Origin of the sequence: Kitasatospora sp. NPDC048298, assembly GCF_043201465.1 — a bacterium.
In the GTDB taxonomy this organism is placed as follows: domain Bacteria; phylum Actinomycetota; class Actinomycetes; order Streptomycetales; family Streptomycetaceae; genus Kitasatospora.
Genome location: NZ_JBICYZ010000101.1, coordinates 1 through 26,491 on the forward strand (window position 1 = coordinate 1; position 26,491 = coordinate 26,491).

The window sequence follows — 26,491 nt, forward strand, 5'->3', positions numbered from 1 at the left end:
GGGGGGGGGGGCGGGGGGGGCGGGGGGGGGGGGGGCGGGGGGGGGGGGGGGGGGGGGGGGGGGGGGGGGGGGGGGGGGGGGGGGGGGGGGGGGGCCCCCCGGCCCCCCCCCCCCCCCCCCGCGGCGAGCGGTCCCTTCTCGATCGTCGGCGGCTACCGTCAGCCGGTCGCCCTCTGGCGTTTCGATGCCGCGCCAGTAACATGAGTGTCCCTCACGTTTACGTCAGGAGGCTGTCATGCCGGACCGCTACGACCTGCCGGCGGGATTCCGCTGGGGTGCCGCCACCGCCGCCTACCAGATCGAGGGGGCGGTGGAGGAGGACGGCCGCGGGCCCTCCGTCTGGGACACCTTCGCCGCCCGGCCGGGAGCCGTCCGCGACGGCCACACGGGCGCGGTGGCCTGCGACCACTACCACCGGTACCCCGAGGACATCGCCCTGATGAAGGGCCTCGGGCTGGACGGCTACCGCTTCTCCGTCTCCTGGTCCCGCGTCCTGCCGACCGGCGCCGGTGCCGTCAACCCGGCCGGACTCGCCTTCTACGACCGGCTGGTGGACGCACTGCTGGAAGCCGACATCACGCCGCTCCCCACCCTCTTCCACTGGGACCTCCCGCAGGGCCTGGAGAACGACGGCGGCTGGCTCGACCGCGACACCGCGTACCGCTTCGCCGAGTACGCGACCGTCATGGCCGACCGCCTCGGCGACCGCGTCCCCGCCTGGATCACCCTCAACGAGCCCTTCGTCCACACCGTCTTCGGCTACGCCCTGGGCACCCACGCCCCGGGCCGCACCCTGATGTTCGAGGCCCTCCCGGCCGCCCACCACCAGCTCCTCGGCCACGGCCTGGCCGCCTCGATCCTCCACGAGCGCGGGCTGGAGGTGATGCTCTCCAACAACCTCACCCCGGTCGAGCCGGCCTCCGACTCCGCCGAGGACACGGCCGCCGCCCAGGCCTACGACGCCCTCCACAACCGGCTGTTCACCGATCCCGCCCTGCTCGGCCGCTACCCCGACCTCTCCGCCCTCGGCGTCCCCGACGACATCTTCGGCGCCGTCCGCGACGGCGACCTCGACCTCATCCACACACCCGGCCTCGACGGCCTCGGCCTCAATTTCTACAACCCCACCCGCGTCGCCGCGCCCACCGAACCCGGCCTGCCCTTCGACCTCGTCGACATCCCCGACGTCCCCCACACCGCCTTCGGCTGGCCCGTCGTCCCCGACGCCCTCACCCGCCTCCTCCTCGACCTCCGCGACACCTACGGCAAGGCCCTCCCGCCCCTCACCGTCACCGAGAACGGCTGCTCCGTCGAGGAGTCCGTCGAACCCGACCAGCCCCGCATCGACTTCATGGCCGCCCACCTTGACGCCCTCGCCCGGGCCGCCGCCGAGGGCATCGACGTCCGCGGCTACTACACCTGGTCCCTCCTCGACAACTTCGAATGGGCCGAGGGCTACCACCAACGCTTCGGTCTCGTCCACGTCGACTTCGCCACGCAGCGGCGCACCCCGAAGGCCTCGTACGCCTGGTACCGCGACCTGATCGCCGCCCACCGGGCGCGGTGGGCTCGTTAGGCCTGGGTTGCCGGGCGCCTCAGGCCGCTGATGCCAGCCTTGACGCCGATGCCGGGCTGTCTTTCGCGCTCTGACGGTCGGCGCGCCGGCGTGGATCGAGGTCGGACAGATCGGTCGGGGACCGGGGCCGTGATCGAGTTCGGCGGCTGCGCCGGGCGGCGGGGCGCACTGGAGGCCATGACCTGGTCCTTCCCTGCGGGTTGTGAGCGACTCATGTGCGCTCTGTGAGCGGCGGGGCCGAGCACGGCCGGACGAAGTCGGCCAGTGCGGCGTGCACGCCGAAGGCCTCGTACCCCTGGTGCCGCGATCGCGTCGCGGCACCAGGGAACGGTCTGCGGCGGTGGATCATGACGGACCGTCAATCAAGCTGCCTTGTAAGGCACTCGGGCCGGGCGGCGGGACGATGCGGGCGGCGGTACGGCGTCGCCGCCCTATTGATAGGGAACTTTACTTTCTATTACGCTGTCGGCTGGCGGCTTGGCGCGGCGTCCGTGCAGGAGGGGCGTGACGCGCTCAGTGAGAGCTCTGACCCGGCCGCCGCGGCGGTGTGACGCCGCTTCCCGGTGAGTTCGTGTGGTGTGGACCGGAGTCCAGCTCTCGCCGTTTCTCAAGGTCATGGAGTCAGGGATGCGTCTGGGTGTCTCGGCAAGGCCTGTTCGTGTCGGAGTATTCGCCGCTGTGCTCGCGTTGCTCGGCGGCCTGTTGCTCGGCTGGTCCGAGCGGGCGGGGGCGGCGGGCGATCCGCTGATCTCGCAGGGGAAGGCCGCGACGGCCTCGTCCGCCGAGGGGTCGTCGTACGCGGCGGGGAAGGCGTTCGACGGGAGCACCTCCACGCGGTGGGCGAGTGCGGAGGGAGCGGACCCGCAGTGGCTGCTGGTGGACCTCGGAGGGAGCGCGGGGATCTCGCGGGTGAAGCTGAGCTGGGAGGCCGCCTACGCGAAGGCGTACCGGGTCGAGGTGTCGGCGGACGGCGTGACCTGGACGACGGTGGCGGAGGAGAAGGCCGGGAACGGCGGGACGGACGACTGGCCGGGGCTGGGCGCCAGGGGCCGTTACGTCCGGATGTACGGGACGGCGCGCGGGACGTCGTACGGGTACTCGCTGTTCGAGATGCAGGTGTACGGGGTGCCGGACGGCGGCCCGTCACCGACCGGCCCGTCACCGACCGGCACCACGCCGGGTGGGGCGTTCACCGTGGTGGCGGCGGGCGACATCGCCGCGCAGTGCACCGCCTCGGACAGCGGCTGTGCGCATCCGAAGACGGCCGCGCTGGCCCAGCGGATCAACCCGAGGTTCTACCTGACGATGGGTGACAACCAGTACGACGACGCCCGGCTGGCGGACTTCCGCAACTACTACGACAAGACCTGGGGGGCGTTCAAGGCGAAGACCCACCCGGTGCCGGGCAACCACGAGACCTACGACCCGGCCGGGTCGCTCGCCGGGTACAAGGCGTACTTCGGCAGCATCGCCTACCCGCAGGGAAAGAGCTGGTACAGCTTCGACGAGGGCAACTGGCACTTCGTCGCCCTGGACTCCAACGCCTTCGACCAGAGCGCCCAGATCGACTGGCTCAAGGCCGACCTCGCGGCCAACGCGAAGAAGTGCGTGGCCGCCTACTGGCACCACCCGCTGTACTCCTCGGGCGGGCACGGCAACGACCCGGTCTCCCGGCCCGTGTGGAAGATCCTCTACGGCGCCAAGGCCGACCTGGTGCTGAACGGGCACGACCACCACTACGAGCGGTTCGCCCCGCAGGACCCGGACGGGAAGGCCACCGCGGACGGGATCGTGGAGATCGTCGGCGGCATGGGCGGCGCGGAGCCGTACCCGATCGAGCAGGTCCAGCCGAACAGCCAGAAGCGGATCAGCGGCGAGTACGGCGTGCTGAAGCTGGACTTCACCGACTCCGGCTACGGCTGGAGCTACGTCGGAACGGACGGCCAGGTCAAGGACACCAGTCCGAAGTACAGCTGCCACTGATGATGTACCTGGCCACCACCGGCCGCCGTCCGGACGCGCCGCCCCGCCCCGCCGGGCAGGGGCGGCGCGTCCCCGGCACGGTCATCGCGCTCGGCGCGGTCAGCCTGGTCACCGACGTCTCCTCGGAGATGGTCACCGCCGTGCTGCCGCTCTACCTGGTGCTGGGCCTCGGCCTCTCACCCCTGCAATTCGGCTTCCTCGACGGGCTGTTCAACGGCGCCACGGCGGTGGTCCGGCTGCTCGGAGGCAGGCTCGCCGACCGCGGCGGCGGCCGGCACCGGACCGTCGCCGGGGCCGGCTACCTGCTCTCGGCGCTCTCGCGGCTCGGGCTGCTGCTGGCCGGCGGGGCGGCCGGCGGCATCGCCGCCGCGCTGGCCGCCGACCGGCTCGGCAAGGGCGTGCGGACCGCGCCGCGGGACGCGATGATCTCGCTCAGCGCACCGCCGGAGGAGCTCGGCCGGGCGTTCGGAGTGCACCGGGCGATGGACACCACGGGGGCGCTGCTCGGACCCCTGGTCGCGTTCGCGGTTTTGTGGGCGACTACGGACGCGTACGACGCGGTCTTCGTGGTCAGCTTCGCCATCGGGCTGTTCGGCGTGCTGGTGCTGGTCCTGTTCGTCCCGGCGGGGGCGGTGCCGGGGGCCGGGGTGGCCGGGGCGGCGGTAGCGGCCGCCGAGTCGACGTTCACCGGAAGGAGGAGGAGCAGGGCACTCGGCGACCCGGTGTTCCGGCGGGTCGTCACGGCCGCCGCACTACTGGGGGCAGCGACGATCGGCGATTCCTTCCTCTACCTTCTGCTGCAACGCGGCCTGGACCTGCCGCCCCTGCTCTTCCCGTTGATGCCGCTCGGCGCCGCGGCCGGCTACCTGCTGCTGGCCGTACCGGCAGGCCGGATCGCGGACCGGACCGGGAGACGCATTCCGTTCCTCTGCGGGCACGCCGCGCTGCTCGCCGCCTACCTCACCCTGATGGCCCCGCCGGGATGGCCGGCGGCCGTACTCGTCCTGGTGCTCCTCGCCGTCTTCTACGCCGCCACGGACGGCGTGCTGATGGCACTGGCCGGGCCGGTGCTGCCGCTCGACGGCCGCGCGAGCGGCCTCGCGGTGCTGCAGACCGGCCAGGCGCTCGCTCGGCTGGTCGGTGCGGCCGGCTTCGGTGCGGCCTGGACGTGGTGGGGGCCGCGCCCGGCCCTGGCGGTGGCCGCACTCGGGCTGGCCGCCGCACTTGTCGCAGCATGGCGGATCCTGCCGGAGAGGGAGGCCTCGTGAAGGCGCGTCCAGTGGTGCTGATCGCAGCCGCTCTGGTACTGCTGGGCGGTTCGCTGGGGTACGTGCTGCACGCCCGGCAGCGCAACGGCGGGCAGCGGCTCGTCGCCGCGGAGAGCTCGTTCACCCTGGACGAGCCCGGGCTCTACTACCGGGACACCGCCAGCGGGCGGGTCGCCCGCAGCCCGGGGGTGCCGGACGGGCCGTCCTGTGTCCGCTTCCACGCCGGGGGAGACCGGGCCCTGTGCCTGCGGGCGCTGCCCGGCACCCCGGCGCGTACCCAAGCGGTGGTGTACGACCGACGGTTCACCGAGCTCCAGACGGTGACGGTGCCCGGGATCCCGAACCGGGCCCGGGTGTCGGCCTCCGGGCAACTGCTTTCCTGGACCACCTTCGCCGTGGGGGACTCTTACGCGGCGGGTACCTTTTCCACCCGGACGTCGATCCTGGACCTGCGCACCGGCTATCTGGTCAAGTCGGTCGAGTCCATCCCGCTGACCGTCGACGGTGCCCGCCACCACGCCGCTGACGTCAACTACTGGGGCGTCAACTTCGCCTCGGACGACAACCGTTTCTACGCCACCGTCTCGACCGGCGGCCGGACCCACCTGGTCGAGGGCGACCTCCGGGCGTGGTCGGCCCGCACACTGCGGGAGAACGTCGAGTGCCCCTCGCTCTCGCCGGACGGTACCCGGATCGCCTTCAAGAAGAAGATCTCGGCCGACCCGGCGGCGCCCTGGCGGCTCCACGTCCTGGAACTGGCGGGACTGCGCGAGCACCCGCTGGCCGAGTCGCGCAGCGTGGACGACCAGGCGGCCTGGCTCGACGGGGAGACGCTCGGGTACGCGCTGCCGGCCCAGGACGGGAAGGGCACCGACGTCTGGAGCGTGCCGGCGGACGGCAGCGGGACGCCGCACCTGCTGGTGCCCGGCGGTTCGTCGCCGGTGACCGTTCCGGCGGCGTCGAAATGACCCGGCGGCCGGCGCCGCGCAGCCCCTACCGCTCGGTGGGGTGCTCGGCGGCATCACCAACCCCCACCGCGGAGCCCCGCAACGGCGCCCGCGGCCTACCGGCCTGGACGGCGTCCGTTCCGGCCGCTCATTCAGCCCGCCCTGACCGGATCGTTCCGCATCCAGGCCCGATGGGGTCTTCATCCGGGCACCCCGCGGCGGTGAGGATCGAGGCATGACCAACGCACTCCTCGTCATCGACGTCCAGGAATCCTTCCGCCGCCGCGAGAACTGGGCGGCCGTCTCCAACCCCGGGATCGTCGGGCAGGTTGCCCGGCTCGTCGAGCACGCCCGGGCCAAGGGCGACCTCGTCGTCTGGGTCCTGCACGCCGAGCCCGGCACCGGGACGGTGTTCGACCCAGCCCTCGGTCACGTCCGCCTGATGGAGGGGCTGGCGCCGATGGAGGGTGAGCCGGTCGTCACCAAGACCTCGCACAACGCGTTCACCACCACCAACCTGCAGCAGCTGCTCACCCGGCAAGCGATCCGCGAACTGGTGGTCAGCGGCATTCGCACCGAGCAGTGCTGTGAGACCACCACCCGGGTGGCGGCCGACCTCGGCTACGCCGTCACGTTCGTGGTCGACGCGACCGCCACCCATCCGATCGAGCATCGCGACGCGCCTGCCGGGCGCAGTCTCGACGAGATCCTTGCCGATCCGCGCACGCTCTCCACGGAGGAGATCATCGCCCGTACCGAGTACGCTCTGGCGGGCCGCTTCGCCACCGTCACCACTGTGAAGGAGTTGACCGGATCGTGACCCGTGTCGTCTTCCTGCTGGTCCCGCAGTTGCACCTGCTGGACCTCGCCGGGCCCGCCCAGGTGTTCTCGACGGCGGCCGACCACGGGCTCGGCTACGCGGTCGGCTACGTGGCCGAGCAGGAGGACGTCCCCACGGCGCAGGGGCTCACGCTGCGGGCTTCCGCCGAGTGGCCCCGGCTCACGCCGGACGACCTGATCGTGGTCCCCGGTTGGCGGGCGTCGACGCTGCGGGCACACGGGGAGCTCTCCCCGGCGACGCTGGAGCGGCTGGCCGCCCACCACGCCGCCGGCGGTACGGTCGCCAGCGTCTGCGCGGGCGCGGACGCGCTCGGCCGGGCGGGGTTGCTGGACGGGCGCCGCTGCACCACGCACCACGACCTCCAGGACGAACTGGCTCGCCGCTACCCGAGGACGGTGGTAGTGCGCGACGTGCTGTACGTGGTGGACGACCGGGTGGTGACCTCGGCCGGCATCGCGAGCGGCATCGACCTGGCCCTGCATCTGGTCGCCGTCCGGCACGGGCCGGCAGCGGCCGCCCGGATCGCGCGGGAGATGGTCGTCTACGCGCGCCGCAACGGCGACGAGCGGCAGGTCAGCGTGATGCTTCGGCACCGCGCCCACTTGGTCGACGCCGTCCACCGGGTGCAGGACCTGATCGACGCCCGCTTCACCGCCCGGCTCAGCCTCGCCGACCTCGCCGGCGCGTCGGGCGTCAGCGAGCGTACCCTCACCCGCCACTTCACCGAGGCCACCGGACTCACCCCGCTGCGCTACCAGCAGGAACTGCGCGTCGAGCGGGCAGAGCACCTCATCGCGCACGGCGCCACCACGGAGGCCGCCGCCCGCGCGGCCGGCTTCCAGGACGCCCGGATGCTCCGCCGCCTGCGCGCCCGCGCCGGAGTCGTCCACGCCGGTGCGGTCCGCGGCGTGGACGGGCTGGCAGAGTGCGTCAACTCCTCCGTCGGATAGTTGACTTGATGGGAGCCAGTGCCTTTCGGTCAAGGTCTTGCCACAATGACAGCCTGTCCGACGGGCTGAGGGCTACCACCAACGCTTCGGCCTCGTCCACGTCGACTTCACGACGCAGCGGCGCACCCCGAAGGCCTCGTACGCCTGGTACCGCGACCGGATCGCCGCCCATCGTGCGCTTCAAGCGCGGTAGTCGGCATCCATCTGCTGCGGAGTATGCGGCCTCTCGGCAACTCTTGAAGGGCAGCCCAGGTGCATGGTTCGCAACAGCCATGCCGCGGCTGCGCGGCAGAAGACAGGGTGTTCGACAGGTCCGTGACCCATTCCCCGTGGTTCACCCACGGGCGGTTCGGCGATCACGCCGCATCCGGCCCGCGCCAGGAAGTGGATGTTTCGCCGAGTCGGCGTTGGCCGGGTGTCGGTCCACCGCGCGGTGGGCGCTGTGCTGATCGATGCCCGTCGGAATCCGCCCGCACGGACACCCCCGACCCGCCACCTGGCAACGCCACCGGGCGCTCCGCCCGGTGGCGTGTGCACCATGGGCGCGGGAGCCGGGGGCGGCCGGGTCAGAGTACGAACAGCGCGCTGTACGGCGGGGAGATGCGTGCCTGCTGCGAACCGAAGTCGACGAGCACGGCGATGTCGCCGTCGCCTTCGACGCCGACGACCCGGCCGAGGCCGTACCTGTCGTGGGTGACCCGGTCACCGACGGCGAAATGCTTGCGGGGCACCTGCGGTGGGGCCTTGAAGGGGCTGTTGGGCAGTGGGCGGCGGGCTCCTCTGAATTCTTTCATCCCCTCCAGTATGCGCCGGAAGTCACGGGAGCGGGCCCTTTTCGGCGCACTCGAGTTCGAGTGGGGCGTAATGCGGCGGGCGCCGTCCGGTACGCCCCTGAGCGGTGCCGGCGCGCGGCGTGATCGGTTGCGCGGTGACTGTCGGGACGAGGGCCGGCCTCGCCGTGCCCGCGGGGATCATCCTTCCGGGCCCTCGGCGCCGACACCTCGGGGTCGTGGCAACGAGACTGCCGGCAAGGCGTGTTGATGCCCATGGCGGCTCCGGTTCGGCGACCCCGGGGGCATCTCTCCGAAACCGGGGTTGAAAAATTCGCCCGCAGCGCGCTCGGGCCTGCTAGAGTCGTTTTAGTTGCAGTAGTGGTTCCCATGAACTTTGTGTGCGCCTGCTGATGTATTCGCAGGCGTATTTTTGTTTCCCGGCTCTTCCCGGGTGGGTGCTTCCCGCGGCGACTCGAGGCGTGCGCTGTGCGCGCTTCGGACAGCCTCTTGAAGGAGATTTCTTAATGGCTAATGGCACCGTGAAGTGGTTCAACTCGGAAAAGGGCTTCGGCTTCATCGAGCAGGAGGGTGGCGGCCCCGACGTCTTCGCCCACTACTCGAACATCAACGCCAACGGCTTCCGTGAGCTGCTCGAGGGCCAGAAGGTCGAGTTCGACGTCACGCAGGGCCAGAAGGGCCCGCAGGCCGAGAACATTCGCCCGCTGTAGTTCTTCTGCCACGGCACCCGCCAAGCAGTGAGGGGCCCGCACCGAGCACACGCCCGGTGCGGGCCCCTTGGCATCGCGCCACGACGCGTTCCCAGCCGCTCAGGCCCCTGGCTTCGCGGCGGCGGTCACCCCCGCGCGGGGCCGCCTCCGGCCGCGAGGCACTTCTCGTCGATCTTGTACTGGAGCGCCCTCGGGTAGTCGTGCCGGCTGAGCCGGACGCGGGCCAGGATCGGCGCGTGGTTGATGTCGTTGCCGGGGTCGGCGATGTCCAGCAGGAGCGATTCGAGCTCGGTGTGGGTGGTGAGCTCGTACCCGTGCATCCGGTCCTTGTCCGTGCCGAAGACCTCGGCCAGCTTCTCGTACCGCCACGGGTGCAGCACGTTGTAGAAGTCGGCGCCGTCGGACGGCTTGTCCTTGTAGTAACAGGGGCTGACCAGCATCTGCTCGATGCCGTAGAAGCCCTCGTTGTCCAGGACGAAGACCACCGGCCGCAGGTGGTGGCGCACATGGGTGGACAGCTCCTGGCAGATCTCCTGGAACGAGCCGTCCCCGACGAACACCAGCGGCCGCTTCAGCGGCTTCTGCCGGCCCAGTGCCACGCCGGTGGCCGCGCCGACCGAGTAGCCGATGGACAGCCAGCTGTTCTGCGCCAGGAAGCCGGCCCGCTCGGTGATCCGCAGGTTCATCGAACCGATCAGCGCGAACGCCGCGTCCGAGACCACCGTGAACGGCGAGGGGGCCTGCGGGTCCCCACCGGTGGCCTGGTGCTCCAGGAAGTGGTTGACGTGCTCGAAGAAGCTGTCGTACGTGAGCTCCTCCGGGTATCGGTCGGTGCTCAGCGACTCCAGGAACTCGGCCGTGGTGGCCGGGACGTCCAGGCCCGCCGCGTGGGCCAGCGCGAAGTGGTCGGCCGGGAAGGTCTGTCCCTGCAGCGCGTTGCGCAACGCCGTGATGAACCGGCCGAGTCGGACCTCGGGGAAGTACGTGGCGCCGACGCTGACACCGCCGCGGGCCGCCACGATCCAGTCGTCGCCGATCGACTGCTCGCCGCCGAGGTTCTTGGACGTGGACCAGGTCCCCAGGCCGATCCGGCACCCGGCGTTCTTGAAGGTCTCCCGGATCTCCGGCAGGCTCGCCTTGCCGTTGTAGACGCCGGCGAACAGGGGATGCCGTTCGGAGACCACGGACTTCGCGCCGACCGTGGTGCAGAACTGCATCCGGGTGGCCTGCACGAACTCCGACAGCTCGGCCTCCAGCCGCTGGCGGACGAGTTCCTCGCCGGCCCAGACGATCGGCGTGCCGAACTTCCCGATCAGCTCCACCGCCGCCTCGACCGCCTTGGCCAGCATCTCCTCGTTCCGCTTGGTGGGCACCCGCTCGTGAGACCGGAGTTCACCCTGCGGCGGCTCGCACGGCGCGTGCCAGAGGTCCTCCATCACCTCCAGGTAGACGGGCTTGCGCTCGGTCAGGCACGCGGTGATCGCGCTGTCGATCTGCCAGGGCGCGAGCCCCGGGTTGGAGAGCACCTGCGCGTCCACCGTGACCTGCCGGTAGACGTCCAGGTTGCTCTCCCGGCGCGGGCTCATGTGCGAGGTGAGCAGGCCGACCGCCTGCTGGTTGAGCCACTGTTCGTACGAGGGCGCCGCGTTGATCGCGATCAGCGGCACGTCCTCGACGTACGCGCCGCCGATGGTGTTGAGCAGGCTGAACGCGCCCACCCCGTAGGTCACCGCGACCGCGCCGATGCCGACCTCGTCCTTGTCCGGGTCGGCGTCGGCGCCCCGCACCCGGGCGTACGCGTCCGCGGCGTAGCCGCCACCCATCTCGGTCGGGGTGCCGATCCAGCGCACCTTGGTGGTGGACTGCATGATCGTCAGGAACGGGCCGAGGAAGTCGCCCGGCACCCCGAACAGGTACTGGATGCCCAACTGCTCCAGTCTGGTGGCCAGGTAACGGGCCACCGTCCATTCGTGCTCGCCGCTCATCTGCTCATCGCCTCCTGTCGACGCTCCCCGCGGACCCGCACCTCGGGCCGGATCTCCGGTTCCGCCGGGGGCGGTGGCGGTGGCGCCTCGTGGACGGCGATGGCCGCCCGCACGGCGGTCTCCACCGCGCCCTCGATCCAGGCGTGCTTGAGCGAGACGTGCTCGCCGGCGAAGTACACCGGGCCTTCCGGCTTGACCGCGTCGAGGTGGAAACTGGTCATCTGGTGCGGGGTGTACACCGCCGCCTCGCCGAACGCGTACGGGTCGCGCAGCCAGCTCTGGGTCTTCCCGTAGCCGGTGTAGAACACCTCGATCCGCCGGCCGTGCACCGACTGGAGGTTGCGCAGCGCGTAGACGTACCGCTCGTCGTCCTCCATGGAGTCCCAGCGCACCGCGTCGTCCGACCAGCTGTAGCCGGCCAGCACCACACCGCCGCCGTCGCTGTCGGGCACCGGGTGCGAGGGGTAGTACATGAAGCGGTTCGGGTTGTCGGTGGTCGAGCCGCCGCCGAAGCAGTTGGTGGCCGGGCGCACGCTCGCCCGGAGCAGCGGGGTGTGCCGGTAGGCCTCCCGCTGGCCCTGGTTGATCCGGCGCTCGTCCACGCTCGCGTGCGCGCCGAGCAGCACCTCCGGCAGGTTGCGCGGGGGCCGGTGGCCGTTGTGGGCGGCGGCCACGGCCGCCTCGGCGTCCTCCTCGCCGGCCCGCTGGTAGTACTCGTACAGGCCGGGCGCGATGGAGTCGAGCTCGACCTTCCAGTCCGCCTCGGTGAACTCCCACCAGCGGCGGGAGAACTCCAGCAGCACCTTGGTGGCCTGGTCGTAGTGGGTTTCGATGATCGCCCGGCGCTTCTTGTACGAGAACGGGGGCGTCACCTGGACGAACCGCAGGGCGGAGAACGGGACCGTCACGATCGCGAAGTCGCCCGTCCAGACGGTGGGTTCGGCCTCCGGGTCGTGCTCGGGAACGGTCATGACGGCGACCTGCGGCCCGTTCGGGCCGACGCTCCGGGCGCCCCCGCCGTCCCGGCGCGTGTCCCAGTACTCCATCCGGATCATCCGCTCGCCCATCCGCAGCTCCGTCCGGAGCTCCTCGGCGAGCGCGTGGGGCAGGTTCCAGCTGCCGCCCTCGATCTCCCAGTAGGTGGCCTTGGGATTGATGTCGCTGCGGCCCAGGAAGGTGTGGAAGAAGGACAGGTGCAGCCGCGAGGTCATGTTCTCGATCGTGCCGATCGCCTCGATGGCCTCGTCGCTGAAGCCCGCGTACTCGCGCAGGAAGCGGCCCATCGAGTAGCCGTCGAAGTCGTGGATCACCCGGGCCCAGCCGTCCAGCCACTCGGCGAACGGCTTGTTCTCACGCTTGCCGTCCTTGATCACCGAGTAGTAGTCGCGGACCGGTTCGAGTGCCTGGTTGACCATGTCGGCGGCGGCGATCCGCACCTCGTCGCCGGTGAGGTGGAAGCCCTCGTTGACGCAGCTTGGGTCGGCGGTGTACTCGCTGCGCCGGGCCTGGATCCGGTTGGCGCGGATCCACGAGTTGAAGCGCTTGGCCGGCTCGCGGAAGTCCGGGCTGTCCGCGCCGTACGTCCACACCTTCCCGGGTTCGAAGGACTCGTAGACCACCGGCGGCACGGGCGCGTTCTGGTTGCCGGTGTCCGGATCGACGTCGACGTTGAAGAAGAGCTGCCGCTGCAGGCCGAGGCTGTCGACCAGGGCCAGGGTGAGCGGGTGGAAGCTGGGCAGCCGCATCGCCCCGGCCTCGGCGTACTGCTCCGGGTCGTAGAACGGGCCGTCCACCTCGTCGTCGGTGGAGCGGAAGGTCTTGATCCGCCCGCCCACCCGGTTGGCGTTGGCCTCCAGGATGGTGACGTTGTGTCCGGCGTCCTTGAGCAGCTTCCCGGCGACCAGGCCGGCGATGCCCGCGCCGACGATCAGCACGTCCTTGGACTCGTCCGTCTCCGGGATGCCGTCCTTGATCAGGACGTCGAGGTAGCGCAGCTTCAGGTCCTTGTCGTCCGGACCGACCAGCAGCAGTTCGCGCGCCAGCTGCCGGCAGGTCTGCTGGCGGGCGCGTTCGTTGGTGGCGCCGTTGATGGCGGGGTTCTCCATGGTGTCTCCTCGGAGCGCTCGGGGGTCAGGAGCCGACCGGCTTGTTGGGGAGGTCTCTGCCCTCGGCGAGCAGGCGCAGCGTGCTGATCGAGGGGGTGAAGGCGTCGAGCGCGTCCCCCTGGGTGTCGGTGTTCGTGCGCGGCTTCGGTTGGGGTAACTGCTCGATGGACGGCACGGCGGTGGGACGGGTGGGGGCTCTGGTCATGGTCGGGCTCCGAGCGGCGGGGTGCGGGACGGGCAGCGCTGGTCACAACATGCGAGAGGTGTGCTACTCAACGTAGCTTCGTCGTCGAGAGGCCTGTCAACCGGAGGTCGGCCTCTCGGCGGGGTCACGCAGCGTAGCCAGGCGCAGCGCTTCCGCGCAGGTATGCGCCGGAAGCCGCACGGCGTCGGTGGGGCCTCCCGCCGGCGAGTGCCGTGCGGCGGCGAGTGGCCCGGTGGTTCCGGGCGGGTGGTCGGCCGACGGGGCCCGGCAGCGCCGTGGAGGCGGTCACGGAGGCCGACCGCGCGGTGTCCGCACCGGCCGGGCGCTGGGTGGCGGAGCGACCCGAGGAGGCGGGGGCGGCATGAGTCACGGGCTCCCCGAGCGGATCGCGCACGGCGTACGGCACCGACACGGCACCGCCGCCCACCGGATGCCGTGGGAGCGGGTGCGGGCGACCGCCCGGAACAGCGCGGGCCGGCCACTGCCCGCCGTCACCCGCCGACCTCTCCGGGGTCCTCGGCCGCATCCTTGCCGGGCCGCTGACGGAGCTCACGGCCCGCGCCGCTGTGCCGTTGCCGTTCGACGGCCCGGCGATGCTGCGCGGTCCGGCCCTCGCCGACGGCCTCGCGGTCGTCGCGCCGGGTGGGCTCGCCACGGGCGCCACCGTCGAGGTGCCGGACGGGCTCGGCCACCGGCCGTGACCGGTCTCCGGCCGACCGGACGACAGCCGGCCGGACGACAGCCGGTTCGACGGGCCGGGGTCGGTCCCGCGGGAGGGGGCGGCTCAGGGGCGGGGCCGGAGGCCGTCGATGAGGACGGCGAGGACCTGGTCGCTGTCCTCGGGGGCGTGCTCGCGGGCCCAGGCGGCGGAGGCGATCAGGGTGAAGAGGCCGTTCGCGGTGACGTCCTGGCGGGCCTCACCGGCGAGGTGGGCGCGTTCGAGCAGGAGGCGGCCGGAGGACTGCATCGCGGTACACGCGCTGTTGAGGTCGGAGGCCTCGTCCTTGAGACTCTCCATCAGCATGGTGACCAGGCCGCGGTAGAGGGTGGCGTGCGCGACCGCCGCGCGCACCCAGGCGGCGAGGGCCTCGCCCGGGGACTTGGTGGTCATCAGTTCCTCGGCGGTGTCGCCGAGTTCCTTGAGGCTGTCCCGCAGCATCGTCTCCAGCAGGCTCTCCCGGGTGGGGAAGTGGCGGTAGAGCGTCGCGTTGCCCAGGCCGGCCTGGCGGGCGATGTCGTCCAGCGAGGCCTGGGTGCCGTGCTGCTCGAAGGCCGACTTGGCCTCCGCGAGGAGTCGCTCGTAGTTGCGGCGGGCGTCTGCGCGCATGGTGCCACCTTCTTCTAGCCGTACTGGGCGTGGTGCTGCCCCCGCCGGTCGTGGGGGCAGCACCGTACCGGGGCCTTTCCCCGGATTCTAGCCCGTGCTACCCGTCGGCCGACCCGTCCTCCCCGGCGGCGGAGGCCTCCTCGGTCAGTTCGGTGAGCAGCCGCTTCGCCAGGCCCGCCGGGGTCGGGTGCTCGAAGGCGATCACCGCGGGCAGGTCCAGGCCGGTCGCCGCGCAGAGCAGGTTGCGCAGCTCCAGGCCGGTGAAGGAGGTGAATCCGGCGTCCAGGAAGGAGACGTCGGCCGCGATCTCCTCGACCGACTCGTACCCCAGCACCGAGGCGGCCGAGCCCCGTACCAGGTCGAGCAGCAGCGTCTCGCGCTCCGCGTCGGCTTCCAGGGCGGCGAGTTGCCGGCGCAGGACGGTCCCCCCGGGGGCGTCGGCGTTCTCCCCGAGGGCCTCGGGGAGAACGGGGGAACCGTCCGGCGCCGGGGTCGCGGCGACCCGCCCGGAGGCCGGGTCGGCGTGCCGGGCGGGGCCGTGCAGCCAGTAGCCGCGGCGCTGGAAGGCGTAGGTCGGCAGCGGCAGCGCGCCGGTGCCGTCCGTGGGGACGGGGCGGTGCCAGTCCACCGGTCGGCCGTGGGCCCAGGCGAGGCCGAGCGCGGCCAGCAGGGTCCGCCCCTCCGGGCGGTCGGCGCGCAACACCGGGGTGAGGACCAGTGGTTCGGCGGGCAGGCTCTGCCCGGCCATCGCCGACAGCACCCCGTCCGGTCCGAGCTCCAGCAGGATCCGCACGCCCTGCCCGGCCAGGTACCGGACGCCCGCGTGGAAGCGGACCGCCCCGCGCACCTGCCGCACCCAGTACTCGGGGCTGCCCAACTCCTCCGCGGTGCCCGGTCGTCCGGTCAGGTTGGACACCAGCGGGATCGTCGGCGGTCGGAACGTCAGGCCCGCGATCGCGCGGCCGAACTCCGCCAGGATGCCGTCCATGTGCGGGGAGTGGAAGGCGTGGCTGACCCGCAGCCGCTTGGTCTTGCGGCCGTTGCCGCGCCAGTGCGCCAGGGCCTCGGCGGCGGCATCGGCGTCACCGGAGAGCACCACCGCCTGCGGGCCGTTGACCGCCGCGATCTCCAGCCGCCCGGCGAAGCGTCCGCCACCGTCCGCGTCCAGGAACGCGCGGACCTCCTCCTCGGAGGCCTGCACCGACAGCATCGTGCCGTCCGAGCGGGCCGACTGCATCAGCCGGGAACGCTCGTCGACCAGGGTCACCGCGTCCGCCAGGCCCAGCACCCCGGCCGCGTGGGCCGCGGCCACCTCGCCGACCGAGTGCCCGAGCACGAAGTCCGGGACCAGGCCGTGGTGTTCCAGCACCCGGTACAGCGAGGTCTCCAGCGCGAACAGCGCCGCCTGCGCGTAGCGGGTGGAGTGCAGCAGCTCCGCCTCCGGGGTGCGGGGCGCGGCGAACACCACCTCGCGCAGCGGTCGTTCCAGCCGTCGGTCGAACAGCGCGCACACCTCGTCGAAGGCGGCGGTGAACTCGGGGTGGCTGCCGTACAGTTCCCGGCCCATGCCGAGTCGCTGGCTGCCCTGGCCGGTGAACAGGAAGGCCGTCCCGGCCCCGCGGTCCGCCCGCCCGGTGACCACCGACGCGGCCGCGCCACCCGCGGCGAGGGTCTCCAGGCCGCGCAGCAGTTCCTCGGGGTCCTCGCCGACCACCACCGCGCGGTCCTTGAACGCGCTGCGGGCGGTCAGGGCCCGGGCCACCTCGGCGGGCTCGTACGAGGGGTGCGCGCGCAGGTGGTCGAGCAGCCGGGCGGCCTGCCCGGCGAGGGCGGGGCGGCCCTGTCCGGACAACACCCACGGCACCAGCGGAAAACGCGCACCGGCGGCTTCCGCACCTTCCGCCGATTCCGCGGCTTCCGCCGGTGCGGACTCGACGGCCGGCGCCTCCTCCACGATCACGTGCGCGTTGGTGCCGCTGATCCCGAAGGAGGACACCGCGGCGCGGCGCGGGCGCTCGGCCGCAGGCCAGGGCCGCGGCTCGGTCAGCAGCCGCACCCCGCCGGTCCAGTCGACGTGCGGACTCGGCTCGTCCACGTGCAGGGTCTGCGGCAGGCGTCCGTTCCGGAGCGCCATCACCACCTTGATGATGCCCGCGACCCCGGCGGCGGCCTGGGTGTGCCCGATGTTCGACTTGAGGGCGCCCAGCCACAGCGGTCGTCCCGGGTCGCGCTCACGGCCGTAGGTGTTGACCAGCGCCTGGGCCTCGATCGGGTCGCCCAGCGTGGTGCCGGTGCCGTGCCCCTCGACCGCGTCCACGTCCTGCGGGGTGAGGCGGGCGTTGGCCAGCGCCTGGCGGATCACCGCCTCCTGGGCCGGGCCGTTGGGCGCGGTCAGGCCGTTGCTGGCGCCGTCCTGGTTGACGGCGCTTCCGCGGACCACCGCCAGCACCCGGTGGCCGTTGCGGCGGGCGTCGGACAGCCGCTCCAGCACGAGCAGCGCCACGCCCTCGCCGAAGCCCGTACCGTCCGCGGCGGCCGCGAAGGACTTGCAGCGGCCGTCGGCGGACAGCCCCCGCTGGCGGCTGAACTCGGTGAACAGGCCCGGCGTGGTCAGCACCGTGGCGCCCCCGGCCAGGGCGAGCGAGCACTCGCCCTGCCGCAGCGACTGCACCGCCAGGTGCAGCGCCACCAGCGAGGAGGAGCAGGCGGTGTCCACGGTGACCGCCGGGCCCTCGAAGCCGAAGGTGTACGAGATCCGACCGGTGGCCACCGACGGCGCCGTGCCGTTGCCGATGAACCCCTCCAACTCCTCGGGGACGTACGGAAGCCGGGCCGCGTAGTCGCTGTACATCAGGCCCGCGAACACCCCGGTCCGGCTGCCCCGCAGAGTGTGCGGGTCCAGCCCGGCGTGCTCGAAGGCCTCCCAGGTGGTCTCCAGCAGCAGTCGGTGCTGCGGGTCGGTGGCCAGTGCCTCGCGCGGGCTCAGCCCGAAGAAGCCGGCGTCGAACTCGGCGGCGTCCGGGAGGAAGGCGCCGTGGCGGGTGTACGAGGTGCCGGGCCGGTCCGGGTCGGCGTCGTACAGCGTGTCGACGTCCCAGCCCCGCCCGTCGGGGAAGTCCCCGATGACGTCGGTGCCGGAGTCGACGACCCGCCAGAGGTCCTCGGGGCCGCGGATGCCGCCGGGGTAGCGGCAGCCGATGCCGACGATCGCGACCGGCTCCTGGGCGGCCGCCTCCAGTTCTGCGAGCCGTTGTCGCGTCTCGTGCAGGTCGGCGGTGACCCACTTGAGGTAGTCGACCAGCTTCTCCTCGTTGCTCATCGGTGTGCTCGCCGTCTCTTCCGCAGTCGTTCGTTCCGGGGCCGTGCGAGGGGTCGGGGTCTTGGGAGGGGCCGGGGTCGTGGCAGGGGCCGGGTCCTTGGTCATCGCGATCCGCCCTTTCCGCGGAACTCGCTGTCGATCAGATCGAGGATCTCGGCGGCCGAGGCGGACTGGATGCGCGAGGCCACGTCGGCCTCCGCGCCGCCGGTCTGCTCCGACTCCCAGCCGCGCAGCAACTCGCGCAGTCGGCGGCCGATCTCCGCCCGGATCGCCGGGTCCTCCTCCGGCGTCCGCACCAGGAGCTTCTCCAGCGCGTCCAGCCCCGCCAGCGCCGAGCCGCCGAACTCCGGTGCCGAGGCGGCGGACCGGGCGGGCTCCGCCTCGGTGAGCAGCCGGGCCGCCAGCGCCGCGGGAGAGGGGTGGTCGAAGACCACGGTGGCGGGCAACCGTACGCCGGTCGCCGCGTTCAACCGGTTGCGGAAATCCACCGCCGTCAGCGAGTCGAAGCCCAGCTCCTTGAAGGACTGCTCGTCGTCGACCGCCGAGGAGTCCGCGTGCCCGAGGACCAGCGCGGCGGTGTCCCGGACCAGGTCGAGCACCAGCCGTTCCCGCTGTGCCTGCGGCACCGCCGCCAGCCGCTCGGCCAGCGACCTGGCCGGCTGCACGGTGCCGCGTCGCGCCGTGCGCCGGACGAGACCGCCGAACAGCGGGGGCAGCAGGCCCGCCGCCGCCTGGCGGTGCAGCGCCCCGGTGTCCAGCCTGGCCGCGACCAGGGCGGGTGCGGTGGAGCGCAGTGCCCGGTCGAACAGGTCGAGGCCGTCCTCCGTCGAGAGCGGTGCCACGCCGGTGCGGCCCATCCGGTCCCGTTCCCGGGCGTCCAGGTGGCCGGTCAGGCCGCTGGCGTCCGCCCACAGGCCCCAGGCCACCGAGGTGGCGGGCAGGCCCAGCGAGCCGCGCAGCCGGGCCAGACCGTCCAGGTAGGCGTTGGCGGCGGCGTAGTTGGCCTGGCCGGCGGCACCGGTGACCCCGGCGAGCGAGGAGAACAGGACGAACGCCGACAGCGGCGCCTCCAGGGTCAGCTCGTGCAGGTGCCGGGCCGCGTCGGCCTTCGCGGCCAGCACGGTGGCCAGCCGCTCCGGGGTCAGCGACTGCAGGACGCCGTCGTCGAGCACCCCGGCCGCGTGCACCACCGCGGTGAGCGGCCGGGTGGCCGGGACGGAGGCCAGCAGGGCGCCGAGGGCGTCCCGGTCGGCTGCGTCGCAGGCCTCGATCCGTACCTCGGCCCCCAACTCGGCCAGCTCCTCGGCGAGTTCCGTGGCGCCGGGGGCCGCGGGGCCGCGTCGGCCGGTCAGCAGCAGGTGCCGGACGCCGTGCTCGGTGACCAGGTGGCGGGCCACCAGGGCACCGAGGGTGCCGGTCGCGCCGGTGATCAGGACGGTGCCGTCGGCCGCGCCCGCCCACGGGTGGCCGGCGGGCTGCGCCGGGGCGGCGGCCAGCCGGGGGACGGACACCGTGCCGGCCCGCACGGCCAGTTCGGACTCGCCGGAGGCCAGGGCGGTCGGCAGGGCCAGGACGGCGGCCTCGTCGGCCGGGTCGAGGTCCACCAGCACCAGCCGGTCCGGGTTCTCCGTCCGCGCGGTGCGCAGCAGGCCCCACAGCGCGGCCGCCGCGGGCGTCGCCGCGTCGGCGTCCCCGACGGCGCCGCCCGGCACCAGCGGCACCAGCGTCGAGGCGGTGAAGCGCTCGTCGTCCAGCCAGCTGCGCAGCAGTGCGAGCAGCCCGCCGAGCGCGGCCCGGGTCTCCTCCGGGCCGGAGCCGGCCAGTGGCGGCAGTGCGGCCACCACCACCTCGGGGGCCGGCGCCGCGCCGTCCTCGACGGCCGTGCGCAGCGCCGCCAGGTCGGTGAAGGCCGGGGCGCCGAGCAGGTCGGCGACGGCCGGGGCACCGAGCACCGTCCAGGCGCCCGGCGCCGGGGCGGGCGCGGCGGGGCCGGCGGGCAGTGCGGTCCACTCCACCGTGTGCAGCGGCAGCGCGCCGCCCTCGGCGCCCGCTCGCAGCGCGGCGAGCTGTTCGGCCGTCACCGGCCGCAGCGCCAGCGCCGCCAGCTCGGCCACCGGGGCGCCCGAGGCGTCGGCGGCGCTCAGTGCCACCGTGCCGTCCTGGGCCGGGGTGAGCCGCACCCGCAGCGCCGTGGCGCCGCGCCCGTACAGCCGCAGTCCGGCGAAGGAGAACGGCAGCCGGGGGCCCTGCCCGCCGTCCGGCGCTCCGAGCGCCAGCGCGTGCAGCGCCGCGTCCAGCAGCGCCGGATGCACGGTGTGGCCGGTGGCGTCGGTGTCCTCGGGCAGGGTCACCTCGGCGTAGAGGTCGGTGCCGTCGCGCCACAGGCCGGTCAGGCCCTGGAACACCGGTCCGTACGCGTAGCCCTGCGCGGCCAGTTCGTCGTACGCCGTCGACAGGTCGACCGCGGTTCCGGGCGGCGGCCAGGGCAGGCCGCCGGGGGCTGGCGACCCGCCGGGGGCCGTCGGGTCGCCGGGGGCGAGGAAGCCGGCGGCGTGCCGGGTCCAGCCGGGGGCGCCGGCCGTCCGGGAGTGCACCCCGACGGGCCGTCGGCCACCCTCCTCCGGGGCGCCGACGCTGACCTGGAGGGTCACCGCGTCCCGTCCGGCGAGCACCAGCGGCGCCTCCAGCACCAGGTCCTCCACAGCGGGCACCTCGGCCTCCGGGTCGGCGAGCTCGGCCGCGTGCAGCGCGAGGTCGACGAAGGCCGTGCCGGGCAGCAGCACCGTGCCCTCGACGGCGTGGTCGGCCAGCCAGGGGTGGGTCGGGACGGAGATCCGGCCGGTCAGCACCAGCTGGTCGCCGTCCGCGAGCGGCACGCTCGCGCCGAGCAGGGCGTGCCCGGCCCGGTCCAGGCCGAGTCCGTCGGCGTCCACCGCCGTGTGCGTAGCCTCCAGCCAGTGGCGTTCCCGCTGGAACGGGTAGGTCGGCAGCTCCGGTACGGCGGTGCCGGGCGCGGCGGGTGTGGCGGGCGCCCAGGCGGCGGGGGAGGTGCCGCTGACGTGCGCCTCGGCGAGCGAGAGCGCGAAGCGCTCCGGACCGCCCTGGTCACGCCGCAGGGTGCCCAGCGCGACGGCTGCCGCGCCCGCGGCCTCGATGGTGTCCTGCACCGCCGTGGTCAGCACCGGGTGCGGGCTGACCTCGATGAAGGCGGTGTGCCCGTGGTCGAGCAGCCGTCGCACCGTCTCCTCGAAGCGCACCGGCTCACGCAGGTTGCGGAACCAGTACGCTCCGTCCAGCTCCGTGCCGGCCAGCGGCTCGGTGGTGACGGCCGAGTAGAACGGGACGTCGCCCGGGGTGGGCGCGGTGGCGGCCAGCAGCGTCCGCAGCTCCTCCTCCAGCGTGTCCACGTGCGGGGAGTGCGAGGCGTAGTCCACCGGGATCAGCCGGGCCCGGACGCCGTCGGCCTCGAAGGCGTCCCGCAGCGCCGCCAGTGCCTCCGGCGCCCCGGACACCACGGTCGCCGCAGGGCCGTTCACGGCGGCGACGTGCGCGTCCTCGCCCTTGCCGAGCCCCTTGCCGAGTCGTTCGGCGACGGTCGCGGCCGGTGCCTGCACCGACAGCATGCCGCCGGTCCCGGCCAGCCGGGTGATGGTCCGGCTGCGCAGCGCGGCGATCCTGGCGGCGTCCGCCAGGCTCAGCGCGCCGGCGAGGTGGGCGGCGGCGATCTCGCCCTGGGAGTGGCCGATCACGGCGGCCGGCTCCACCCCGTGGTGGCGCCACAGCTTGGCCAGCGAGACCATCATGGCGAACAGCGCGGGCTGCACCACGTCCACCCGGTCCAGGCCCGGCGCGCCGGGCGCCTCGGTGAGCACCTCCAGCAGGTCCCAGTCGGTGTGCGGGGCCAGCGCCTCGGCGCACTCGCCCAGGTAGCGGGCGAACTCCGGGTCGGAGTCGAGCAGTTCGCGGCCCATCGCGGCCCACTGGCTGCCCTGGCCGGGGAAGACGAACACCGCCCGGCCCGGCTGGTCGCCGACCGTGCCGCCGGTGACCACCCCCGGGGTCTCCACTCCGTCGGCGAGCGCCCGCAGTCCGGCGAGCAGGCTCTCGCGGTCCTGGCCGAGGACGACGGCGCGGTGGTCGAAGCGGGTGCGGGCGGCGAGGGCGCGGGCGACGGCGACGGACCGCGGCTCGGGCTGCTCGGCCAGGAAGGCGGTCAGCCGCCCGGCCTGCTCGCGCAGCGCCTCGGCGCTCCGGGCCGAGAGCAGCAGCGGAAGCTCCGCCGACCCGGTGGCCGGCTCCGGTTCCCCGACGGGCTGTTCGAGGATGACGTGGGCGTTGGTGCCGCTGATGCCGAAGGAGGAGACGGCGGCGCGACGCGGCCGGTCGCCCTCGGGGTGCCAGGGCTGTGCCTCGGTGAGCAGTCGGACGGTGCCGTCGGACCAGTCGACGTGGCTGGTGGGCTCGCTGACGTGCAGGGTGCGCGGGAGGGTCGCGTGCCGCATCGCCATGACCATCTTGATCACGCCGCCGACCCCCGCCGCCGCCATGGTGTGGCCGACGTTGGTCTTCAGGGAGCCGAGCCAGAGCGGGTGTTCGGTGTCGCGGGCGCGGCCGTAGGTGTTCAGCAGGGCCTGCGCCTCGATCGGGTCGCCGAGGCGGGTGCCGGTGCCGTGGGCCTCGACCGCGTCCACCTGGTCGGCCGTCAGCCGGGCGTTGGCGAGGGCCTGGCGGATGACCCGCTCCTGGCTGGGCCCGTTCGGCGCGGTCAGGCCGTTGCTGGCGCCGTCCTGGTTGGTGGCGGTGCCCCGGACCAGGGCGAGCACCGGGTGGCCGTTGCGGCGGGCGTCGGACAGGCGCTCCAGGAGGAGCAGGCCCGCGCCCTCACCCCAGCCGGTGCCGTCCGCGTCGTCGGAGAAGGCCTTGCACACGCCGTCGGCGGACAGCGCGCGCTGGCGGCTGAACTCCACGAAGCTGGTGGGTCCGGAGAGCACGGTCGCACCGCCGGCCAGGGCGAGCGAGCACTCGCCGGCCCGCAGGGACTGCGCCGCCAGGTGCAGCGCCACCAGCGAGGAGGAGCAGGCGGTGTCCACGGACACGGCGGGGCCCTCCAGGCCGAGCGTGTAGGCGATCCGGCCCGAGGCGACGCTGGCCGTCGTCCCGGTCGCCAGGTAGCCCTCGACGCTCTCCGGCGAGTGCCCGAGCCTGGTCACGTAGTCGCCCGCGACCACGCCCGCGAAGACCCCGGTGTCGCTGCCGCGCAGGGCGGTCGGGTCGATGCCCGCCCGCTCGACGGCCTCCCAGGCGGTCTCCAGCAGCAGCCGCTGCTGCGGGTCCATCGCGGTCGCCTCGCGCGGGTTGATGCCGAAGAAGGCCGCGTCGAACCGGTCGGCGTCCGTCAGGAAGGCGCCCCGACGGGTGTACGAGGTGCCGGTCCGCTGCGGGTCCGGGTCGTACAGCGCCTCGGTGTCCCAGCCGCGGTTCTCCGGGAAGTCGGTGATCCCGTCCCGGCCCTCGGCCACCAGCCGCCACAGCTCCTCGGGCGAGGCCACCGCGCCGGCGAAGCGGCAGGCCATGCCGACGATCGCGATCGGGTCGTCCTCGGCCGGGGCCGACGGTGCCGCGACGGCCTTCACCGGCGCCGCCTCGTCCTCGTCCAGCAGTTCGGTGCGCAGCCGGCCCGCCAGGGCGGCCGGGGTCGGGTGGTCGAAGACCAGCGAGGACGGCATCCGCAGCCCTGTCGCGCTGTTGATCCGGTTGCGCAGCTCCACCGAGGTCAGCGAGTCGAAGCCGAGGTCCTTGAACGCCCGCTCGGGCCCGACGGACTCGGCGCCGCCGTGGCCCAGCACGGCCGCGGCCTCGGCCCGGACCAGGGTGAGCAGCAGCCGGTCCCGTTCGGCCTCGTCCGCCTCGCGCAGCCGGTCGGTCAGCGAACCGCCGCCGCCCGCGGCCGCCCGAGCGGTGACCGCCGGACGCCGGAGCGGGGTGCGGACCAGGCCGCGCAGCAGCGGCGCGAGCGAGCGGTCCTCGGCGCGGGCGCGCAGCCCCGCGAGGTCCAGCCGCAGCGGGACGAGCAGCGGCTCGTCGTGGTCGAGCGCCTGGTCGAACAGGGCGAGGCCCTGCTCCGGGGCCAGCGGCGCGAACCCGGCGGCGGCCATCCGGGACAGCGCCCCGCCGTCCAGGGCGCCCGCCATGCCGCCGCCGGAGCCGTCCCCGGCCTCGGCGCCCCACAGGCCCCAGGCGAGCGAGACGCCGGGGATGCCGTTGCTGCGGTGGTACGCCGCGAGGCCGTCCAGGAAGGAGTTGGTGGCCGCGTAGTTGGACTGACCCGGGTTGCCGAGCACACCGGCGAAGGAGGAGAACAGCACGAGGGCCGACAGGTCCAGGGTCCGTACCGCGTCGGTGAGGTGCCAGGCGGCGTCCTGCTTGGGCCGGGCCACCGCGTCCAGTCGCTCCGGGGTCATCGACTCGATGGTGCCGTCGTCCAAGACCCCGGCCGCGTGGATCACGGCGGTCAGCGGGTGTTCCGGCCCGACCGAGCCGACCAGGGCGAAGGCGGTCTCCCGGTCGGCGGGGTCGGCGGCGACGATCTCCACCTCGGCACCCAACGCCGAGAGACCGGCGGCGAGTTCGGTGGCGCCGGGGGCGTCGGGGCCCCGGCGGCTGGTGAGCAGCAGGTGCCGGACGCCGTGCTCGGTGACCAGGTGGCGGGCGAGCAGGCCGCCCAGCGTGCCGGTGCCACCGGTGATCAGTACCGTGCCGTCGCGGTCCAGCGGCTTGGCCAGGGTCAGCACCACCTTGCCGACGTGGCGCGACTGGCGCAGCTGGCGGAAGGCGTCGCCGGCCCGGTGCACGTCCCAGGCCTCGACGGGCAGCGGCAGCAGCTGACCGGACTCGAAGCCCGCGGACAGCTCCGCGAGCAGTTCGGCGATCCGGTCCGGACCGGCCTCCATCAGGTCGAACGCCCGGTAGACCACGCCCGGATACTCCCGCGGGACCTGCTCGGGGTCGCGGATGTCGGCCTTGCCCATCTCCAGGAACCGGCCGCCGCGCGGCAGCAGCCGCAGCGAGGCGTCCACGAACTCGCCCACCAGCGCGTCCAGCACGAGGTCCACGCCGCGGCCCCCGGTCAGGTCCAGGATCCGCTGCTCGAACTCCAGGGTGCGGGAGTTGGCCAGGTGGGCGTCGTCGAAGCCCTGGTAGCGCAGCGCGTCCCACTTGGCCGGGCTCGCGGTGCCGTACACCTCCAGGCCGCGGGCGCGGGCCAGCTGGGCCGCGGCCATGCCGACGCCGCCCGCCGCCGAGTGGACGAGCACGGTCTGGCCGGCCCGGTAGTCACCGAGGTCGTGCAGCGCGTACAGCGCCGTGAGGAACACCACTGGCGCGCCGGCCGCCTGCGTGAAGGACCAGTGGCCGGGGACCCTGGTCAGCAGCCGCTGGTCGGTGACCGCCACCGGACCGCCCGCGCCCGACCCGAACAGACCCATCACCCGGTCGCCGGGAGCGAACCGGTCGACCCCCGGGCCGGTCGCCAGGACGTAGCCGGCGCCCTCGCTGGCGATCGGAGCCTCGCCCGGGTACTGGCCCAGCGCGATCAGGACGTCGCGGAAGTTCAGGCCCGCCGCCCGGATGCCGACCCGCACCTCGCCCGGGCCGAGCGGGGCGTCCGGGTCCTCGGCGGGCAGCAGCGCCAGGTGGTCCAGGGTGCCCCGACTCGCCGAGCCGAGACGCCAGTTGGCCGACCCGGCGGGCTCCGCCAACCCGCCCCCGGGGGCCTCCCGGCCGAGCCGGGCGGCGAGCACGGCGCCGTGGCGCAGCGCGAGCTGGTTCTCCCCGGTGACGGTCAGCGCCTGGCCCAGTGCCCGGTGCGAGGCCTCGTCCCGGTCCACGTCGACCAACAGGAACCGCCCGGGGTGCTCGCGCTCCGCCGTGCGCACCAGGCCCCAGACCGCCAGGCTCTGGTCCCGGATCGTCTCGTCGTAGCGGGTGGAGACGGCGTGGCGGGTGACCACGACCAGCCGCGAACGGCTGCACCGCTCGTCCGCGAGCCACTGCTGGAGGACCTTCAGGACTCGGCTCGGGGCCTCCCTGGCAAGCTCCACCGGGACGTACGTGCCGCGCGCCGGCCGGCCGGGGCTGACCGCGAACAGCACCTCCTCCGGTACGGGCCCGGCGGCGAGCAGCGCGTTCAGGTCCTCGTGGAGCGGGACGTCCCCGCCGAGCGCCGCGACGACGCCGATCACGTCCTGTCCCAGCACCGCACGGGTGACGGCCCGCTCTGTCTCCGGCGGGGTGGCGACGGGCTGCCAGTCGACCCGGAAGAGGCCGAGGCCGGGGTCGGCGGCGGTGGCCGACGGGGTGAGGTCGGCCGCCCGGAGGTGCAACGAGCCCACGGTGAGGACGGGGGTGCCGGTGGGGTCGGTGATGGTGAGGTGGGTGGTGTCGGGGGTGGTGGGGGTGAGGGTGGCGTGGAGGGTGGTGGCGTTG

General features: G+C 73.7%; 15 protein-coding genes and 1 pseudogene. 9 read left to right on the forward strand and 7 right to left on the reverse strand.

The window, feature by feature from the left end:
• The first annotated feature begins 235 nt into the window (after window positions 1-235).
• The 7 genes and pseudogenes from ACGF0D_RS40830 to ACGF0D_RS40860 all read left to right on the forward strand — a co-directional run.
• Window positions 236-1,576 (forward strand): GH1 family beta-glucosidase, encoded by a 1,341-nt coding sequence (locus ACGF0D_RS40830; RefSeq protein ID WP_392925266.1) that lies wholly within the window; start codon window positions 236-238, stop codon window positions 1,574-1,576.
• A 678-nt stretch (window positions 1,577-2,254) separates the two neighbouring features.
• A complete protein-coding gene (locus ACGF0D_RS40835; RefSeq protein WP_392925268.1) occupies window positions 2,255-3,559 on the forward strand; it encodes a discoidin domain-containing protein in 1,305 nt (434 codons plus the stop codon).
• Window positions 3,560-3,561: 2 nt separating this feature from the next.
• On the forward strand, window positions 3,562-4,827 hold the full coding sequence (locus ACGF0D_RS40840) for an MFS transporter (RefSeq protein WP_392925285.1): 1,266 nt from the start codon (window positions 3,562-3,564) through the stop codon (window positions 4,825-4,827).
• Window positions 4,824-5,795 carry a TolB family protein gene (locus ACGF0D_RS40845; protein WP_392925270.1) on the forward strand — a complete coding sequence of 324 codons (972 nt, stop codon included), beginning with the start codon at window positions 4,824-4,826 and terminating at the stop codon, window positions 5,793-5,795. Before ACGF0D_RS40840 ends, ACGF0D_RS40845 begins: the two co-directional genes overlap by 4 nt.
• A 214-nt stretch (window positions 5,796-6,009) precedes the next feature.
• A complete protein-coding gene (locus ACGF0D_RS40850) occupies window positions 6,010-6,594 on the forward strand; it encodes a cysteine hydrolase family protein (protein ID WP_392925271.1) in 585 nt (194 codons plus the stop codon).
• Window positions 6,591-7,565 carry a GlxA family transcriptional regulator gene (locus ACGF0D_RS40855; RefSeq protein WP_392875856.1) on the forward strand — a complete coding sequence of 325 codons (975 nt, stop codon included), beginning with the start codon at window positions 6,591-6,593 and terminating at the stop codon, window positions 7,563-7,565. The genes ACGF0D_RS40850 and ACGF0D_RS40855 overlap by 4 nt, the downstream gene beginning before the upstream one ends.
• A gap of 64 nt (window positions 7,566-7,629) precedes the next feature.
• A pseudogene (locus ACGF0D_RS40860) lies at window positions 7,630-7,758 on the forward strand (family 1 glycosylhydrolase); the annotation flags it as partial.
• A 373-nt stretch (window positions 7,759-8,131) separates the two neighbouring features.
• Here the strand turns inward: ACGF0D_RS40860 and ACGF0D_RS40865 are convergent.
• Window positions 8,132-8,359, reverse strand: a complete 228-nt coding sequence (locus tag ACGF0D_RS40865; RefSeq protein WP_392925273.1) for a hypothetical protein — start codon at window positions 8,357-8,359, stop codon at window positions 8,132-8,134.
• A gap of 503 nt (window positions 8,360-8,862) precedes the next feature.
• Between ACGF0D_RS40865 and ACGF0D_RS40870 the strand changes: the two genes are divergently transcribed.
• Window positions 8,863-9,066 carry a cold-shock protein gene (locus tag ACGF0D_RS40870; protein WP_045694210.1) on the forward strand — a complete coding sequence of 68 codons (204 nt, stop codon included), beginning with the start codon at window positions 8,863-8,865 and terminating at the stop codon, window positions 9,064-9,066.
• Window positions 9,067-9,191: 125 nt separating this feature from the next.
• Here the strand turns inward: ACGF0D_RS40870 and ACGF0D_RS40875 are convergent, their stop codons facing one another.
• The 3 genes from ACGF0D_RS40875 to ACGF0D_RS40885 are packed head-to-tail and all read right to left on the reverse strand — an operon-like array spanning window position 9,192 to window position 13,361.
• Entirely contained in the window at window positions 9,192-11,051 is a 1,860-nt protein-coding gene (locus ACGF0D_RS40875; RefSeq protein ID WP_392925275.1) for an alpha-keto acid decarboxylase family protein, read from the reverse strand.
• Window positions 11,048-13,156: a flavin monoamine oxidase family protein gene (locus tag ACGF0D_RS40880; protein ID WP_392925276.1), complete on the reverse strand. Its 2,109-nt coding sequence runs from the start codon at window positions 13,154-13,156 to the stop codon at window positions 11,048-11,050. The genes ACGF0D_RS40875 and ACGF0D_RS40880 overlap by 4 nt, the downstream gene beginning before the upstream one ends.
• 25 nt (window positions 13,157-13,181) lie before the next feature.
• A complete protein-coding gene (locus ACGF0D_RS40885; RefSeq protein ID WP_392925278.1) occupies window positions 13,182-13,361 on the reverse strand; it encodes a hypothetical protein in 180 nt (59 codons plus the stop codon).
• 572 nt (window positions 13,362-13,933) lie between these two features.
• Here ACGF0D_RS40885 and ACGF0D_RS40890 point away from each other — a divergent pair.
• Window positions 13,934-14,062: a hypothetical protein gene (locus ACGF0D_RS40890; RefSeq protein ID WP_392925280.1), complete on the forward strand. Its 129-nt coding sequence runs from the start codon at window positions 13,934-13,936 to the stop codon at window positions 14,060-14,062.
• Window positions 14,063-14,145: 83 nt separating this feature from the next.
• Here the strand turns inward: ACGF0D_RS40890 and ACGF0D_RS40895 are convergent, their stop codons facing one another.
• From ACGF0D_RS40895 to ACGF0D_RS40905, 3 genes are all read right to left on the reverse strand, one after another.
• Window positions 14,146-14,688, reverse strand: coding sequence for a TetR/AcrR family transcriptional regulator (locus ACGF0D_RS40895; RefSeq protein WP_392875839.1), 543 nt, complete (start codon window positions 14,686-14,688; stop codon window positions 14,146-14,148).
• Between the two features lie 97 nt (window positions 14,689-14,785).
• Window positions 14,786-18,007, reverse strand: a complete 3,222-nt coding sequence (locus ACGF0D_RS40900) for a type I polyketide synthase (RefSeq protein ID WP_392925281.1) — start codon at window positions 18,005-18,007, stop codon at window positions 14,786-14,788.
• Between the two features lie 101 nt (window positions 18,008-18,108).
• On the reverse strand, window positions 18,109-26,388 hold the full coding sequence (locus ACGF0D_RS40905; protein ID WP_392925283.1) for an SDR family NAD(P)-dependent oxidoreductase: 8,280 nt from the start codon (window positions 26,386-26,388) through the stop codon (window positions 18,109-18,111).
• Window positions 26,389-26,491 lie beyond the last annotated feature (103 nt).

Bases quoted from the DNA above. Each gene is read 5' to 3' on its own strand.
- ACGF0D_RS40895 (WP_392875839.1), bottom strand. From the start codon at position 14,688: ATGCGCGCAGACGCCCGCCGCAACTACGAGCGACTCCTCGCGGAGGCC.
- ACGF0D_RS40880 (WP_392925276.1), bottom strand. From the start codon at position 13,156: ATGGAGAACCCCGCCATCAACGGCGCCACCAACGAACGCGCCCGCCAG.
- ACGF0D_RS40900 (WP_392925281.1), bottom strand. From the start codon at position 18,007: ATGAGCAACGAGGAGAAGCTGGTCGACTACCTCAAGTGGGTCACCGCC.
- ACGF0D_RS40850 (WP_392925271.1), top strand. From the start codon at position 6,010: ATGACCAACGCACTCCTCGTCATCGACGTCCAGGAATCCTTCCGCCGC.
- ACGF0D_RS40885 (WP_392925278.1), bottom strand. From the start codon at position 13,361: ATGACCAGAGCCCCCACCCGTCCCACCGCCGTGCCGTCCATCGAGCAG.
- ACGF0D_RS40875 (WP_392925275.1), bottom strand. From the start codon at position 11,051: ATGAGCGGCGAGCACGAATGGACGGTGGCCCGTTACCTGGCCACCAGA.
- ACGF0D_RS40865 (WP_392925273.1), bottom strand. From the start codon at position 8,359: ATGAAAGAATTCAGAGGAGCCCGCCGCCCACTGCCCAACAGCCCCTTC.
- ACGF0D_RS40830 (WP_392925266.1), top strand. From the start codon at position 236: ATGCCGGACCGCTACGACCTGCCGGCGGGATTCCGCTGGGGTGCCGCC.
- ACGF0D_RS40870 (WP_045694210.1), top strand. From the start codon at position 8,863: ATGGCTAATGGCACCGTGAAGTGGTTCAACTCGGAAAAGGGCTTCGGC.
- ACGF0D_RS40840 (WP_392925285.1), top strand. From the start codon at position 3,562: ATGTACCTGGCCACCACCGGCCGCCGTCCGGACGCGCCGCCCCGCCCC.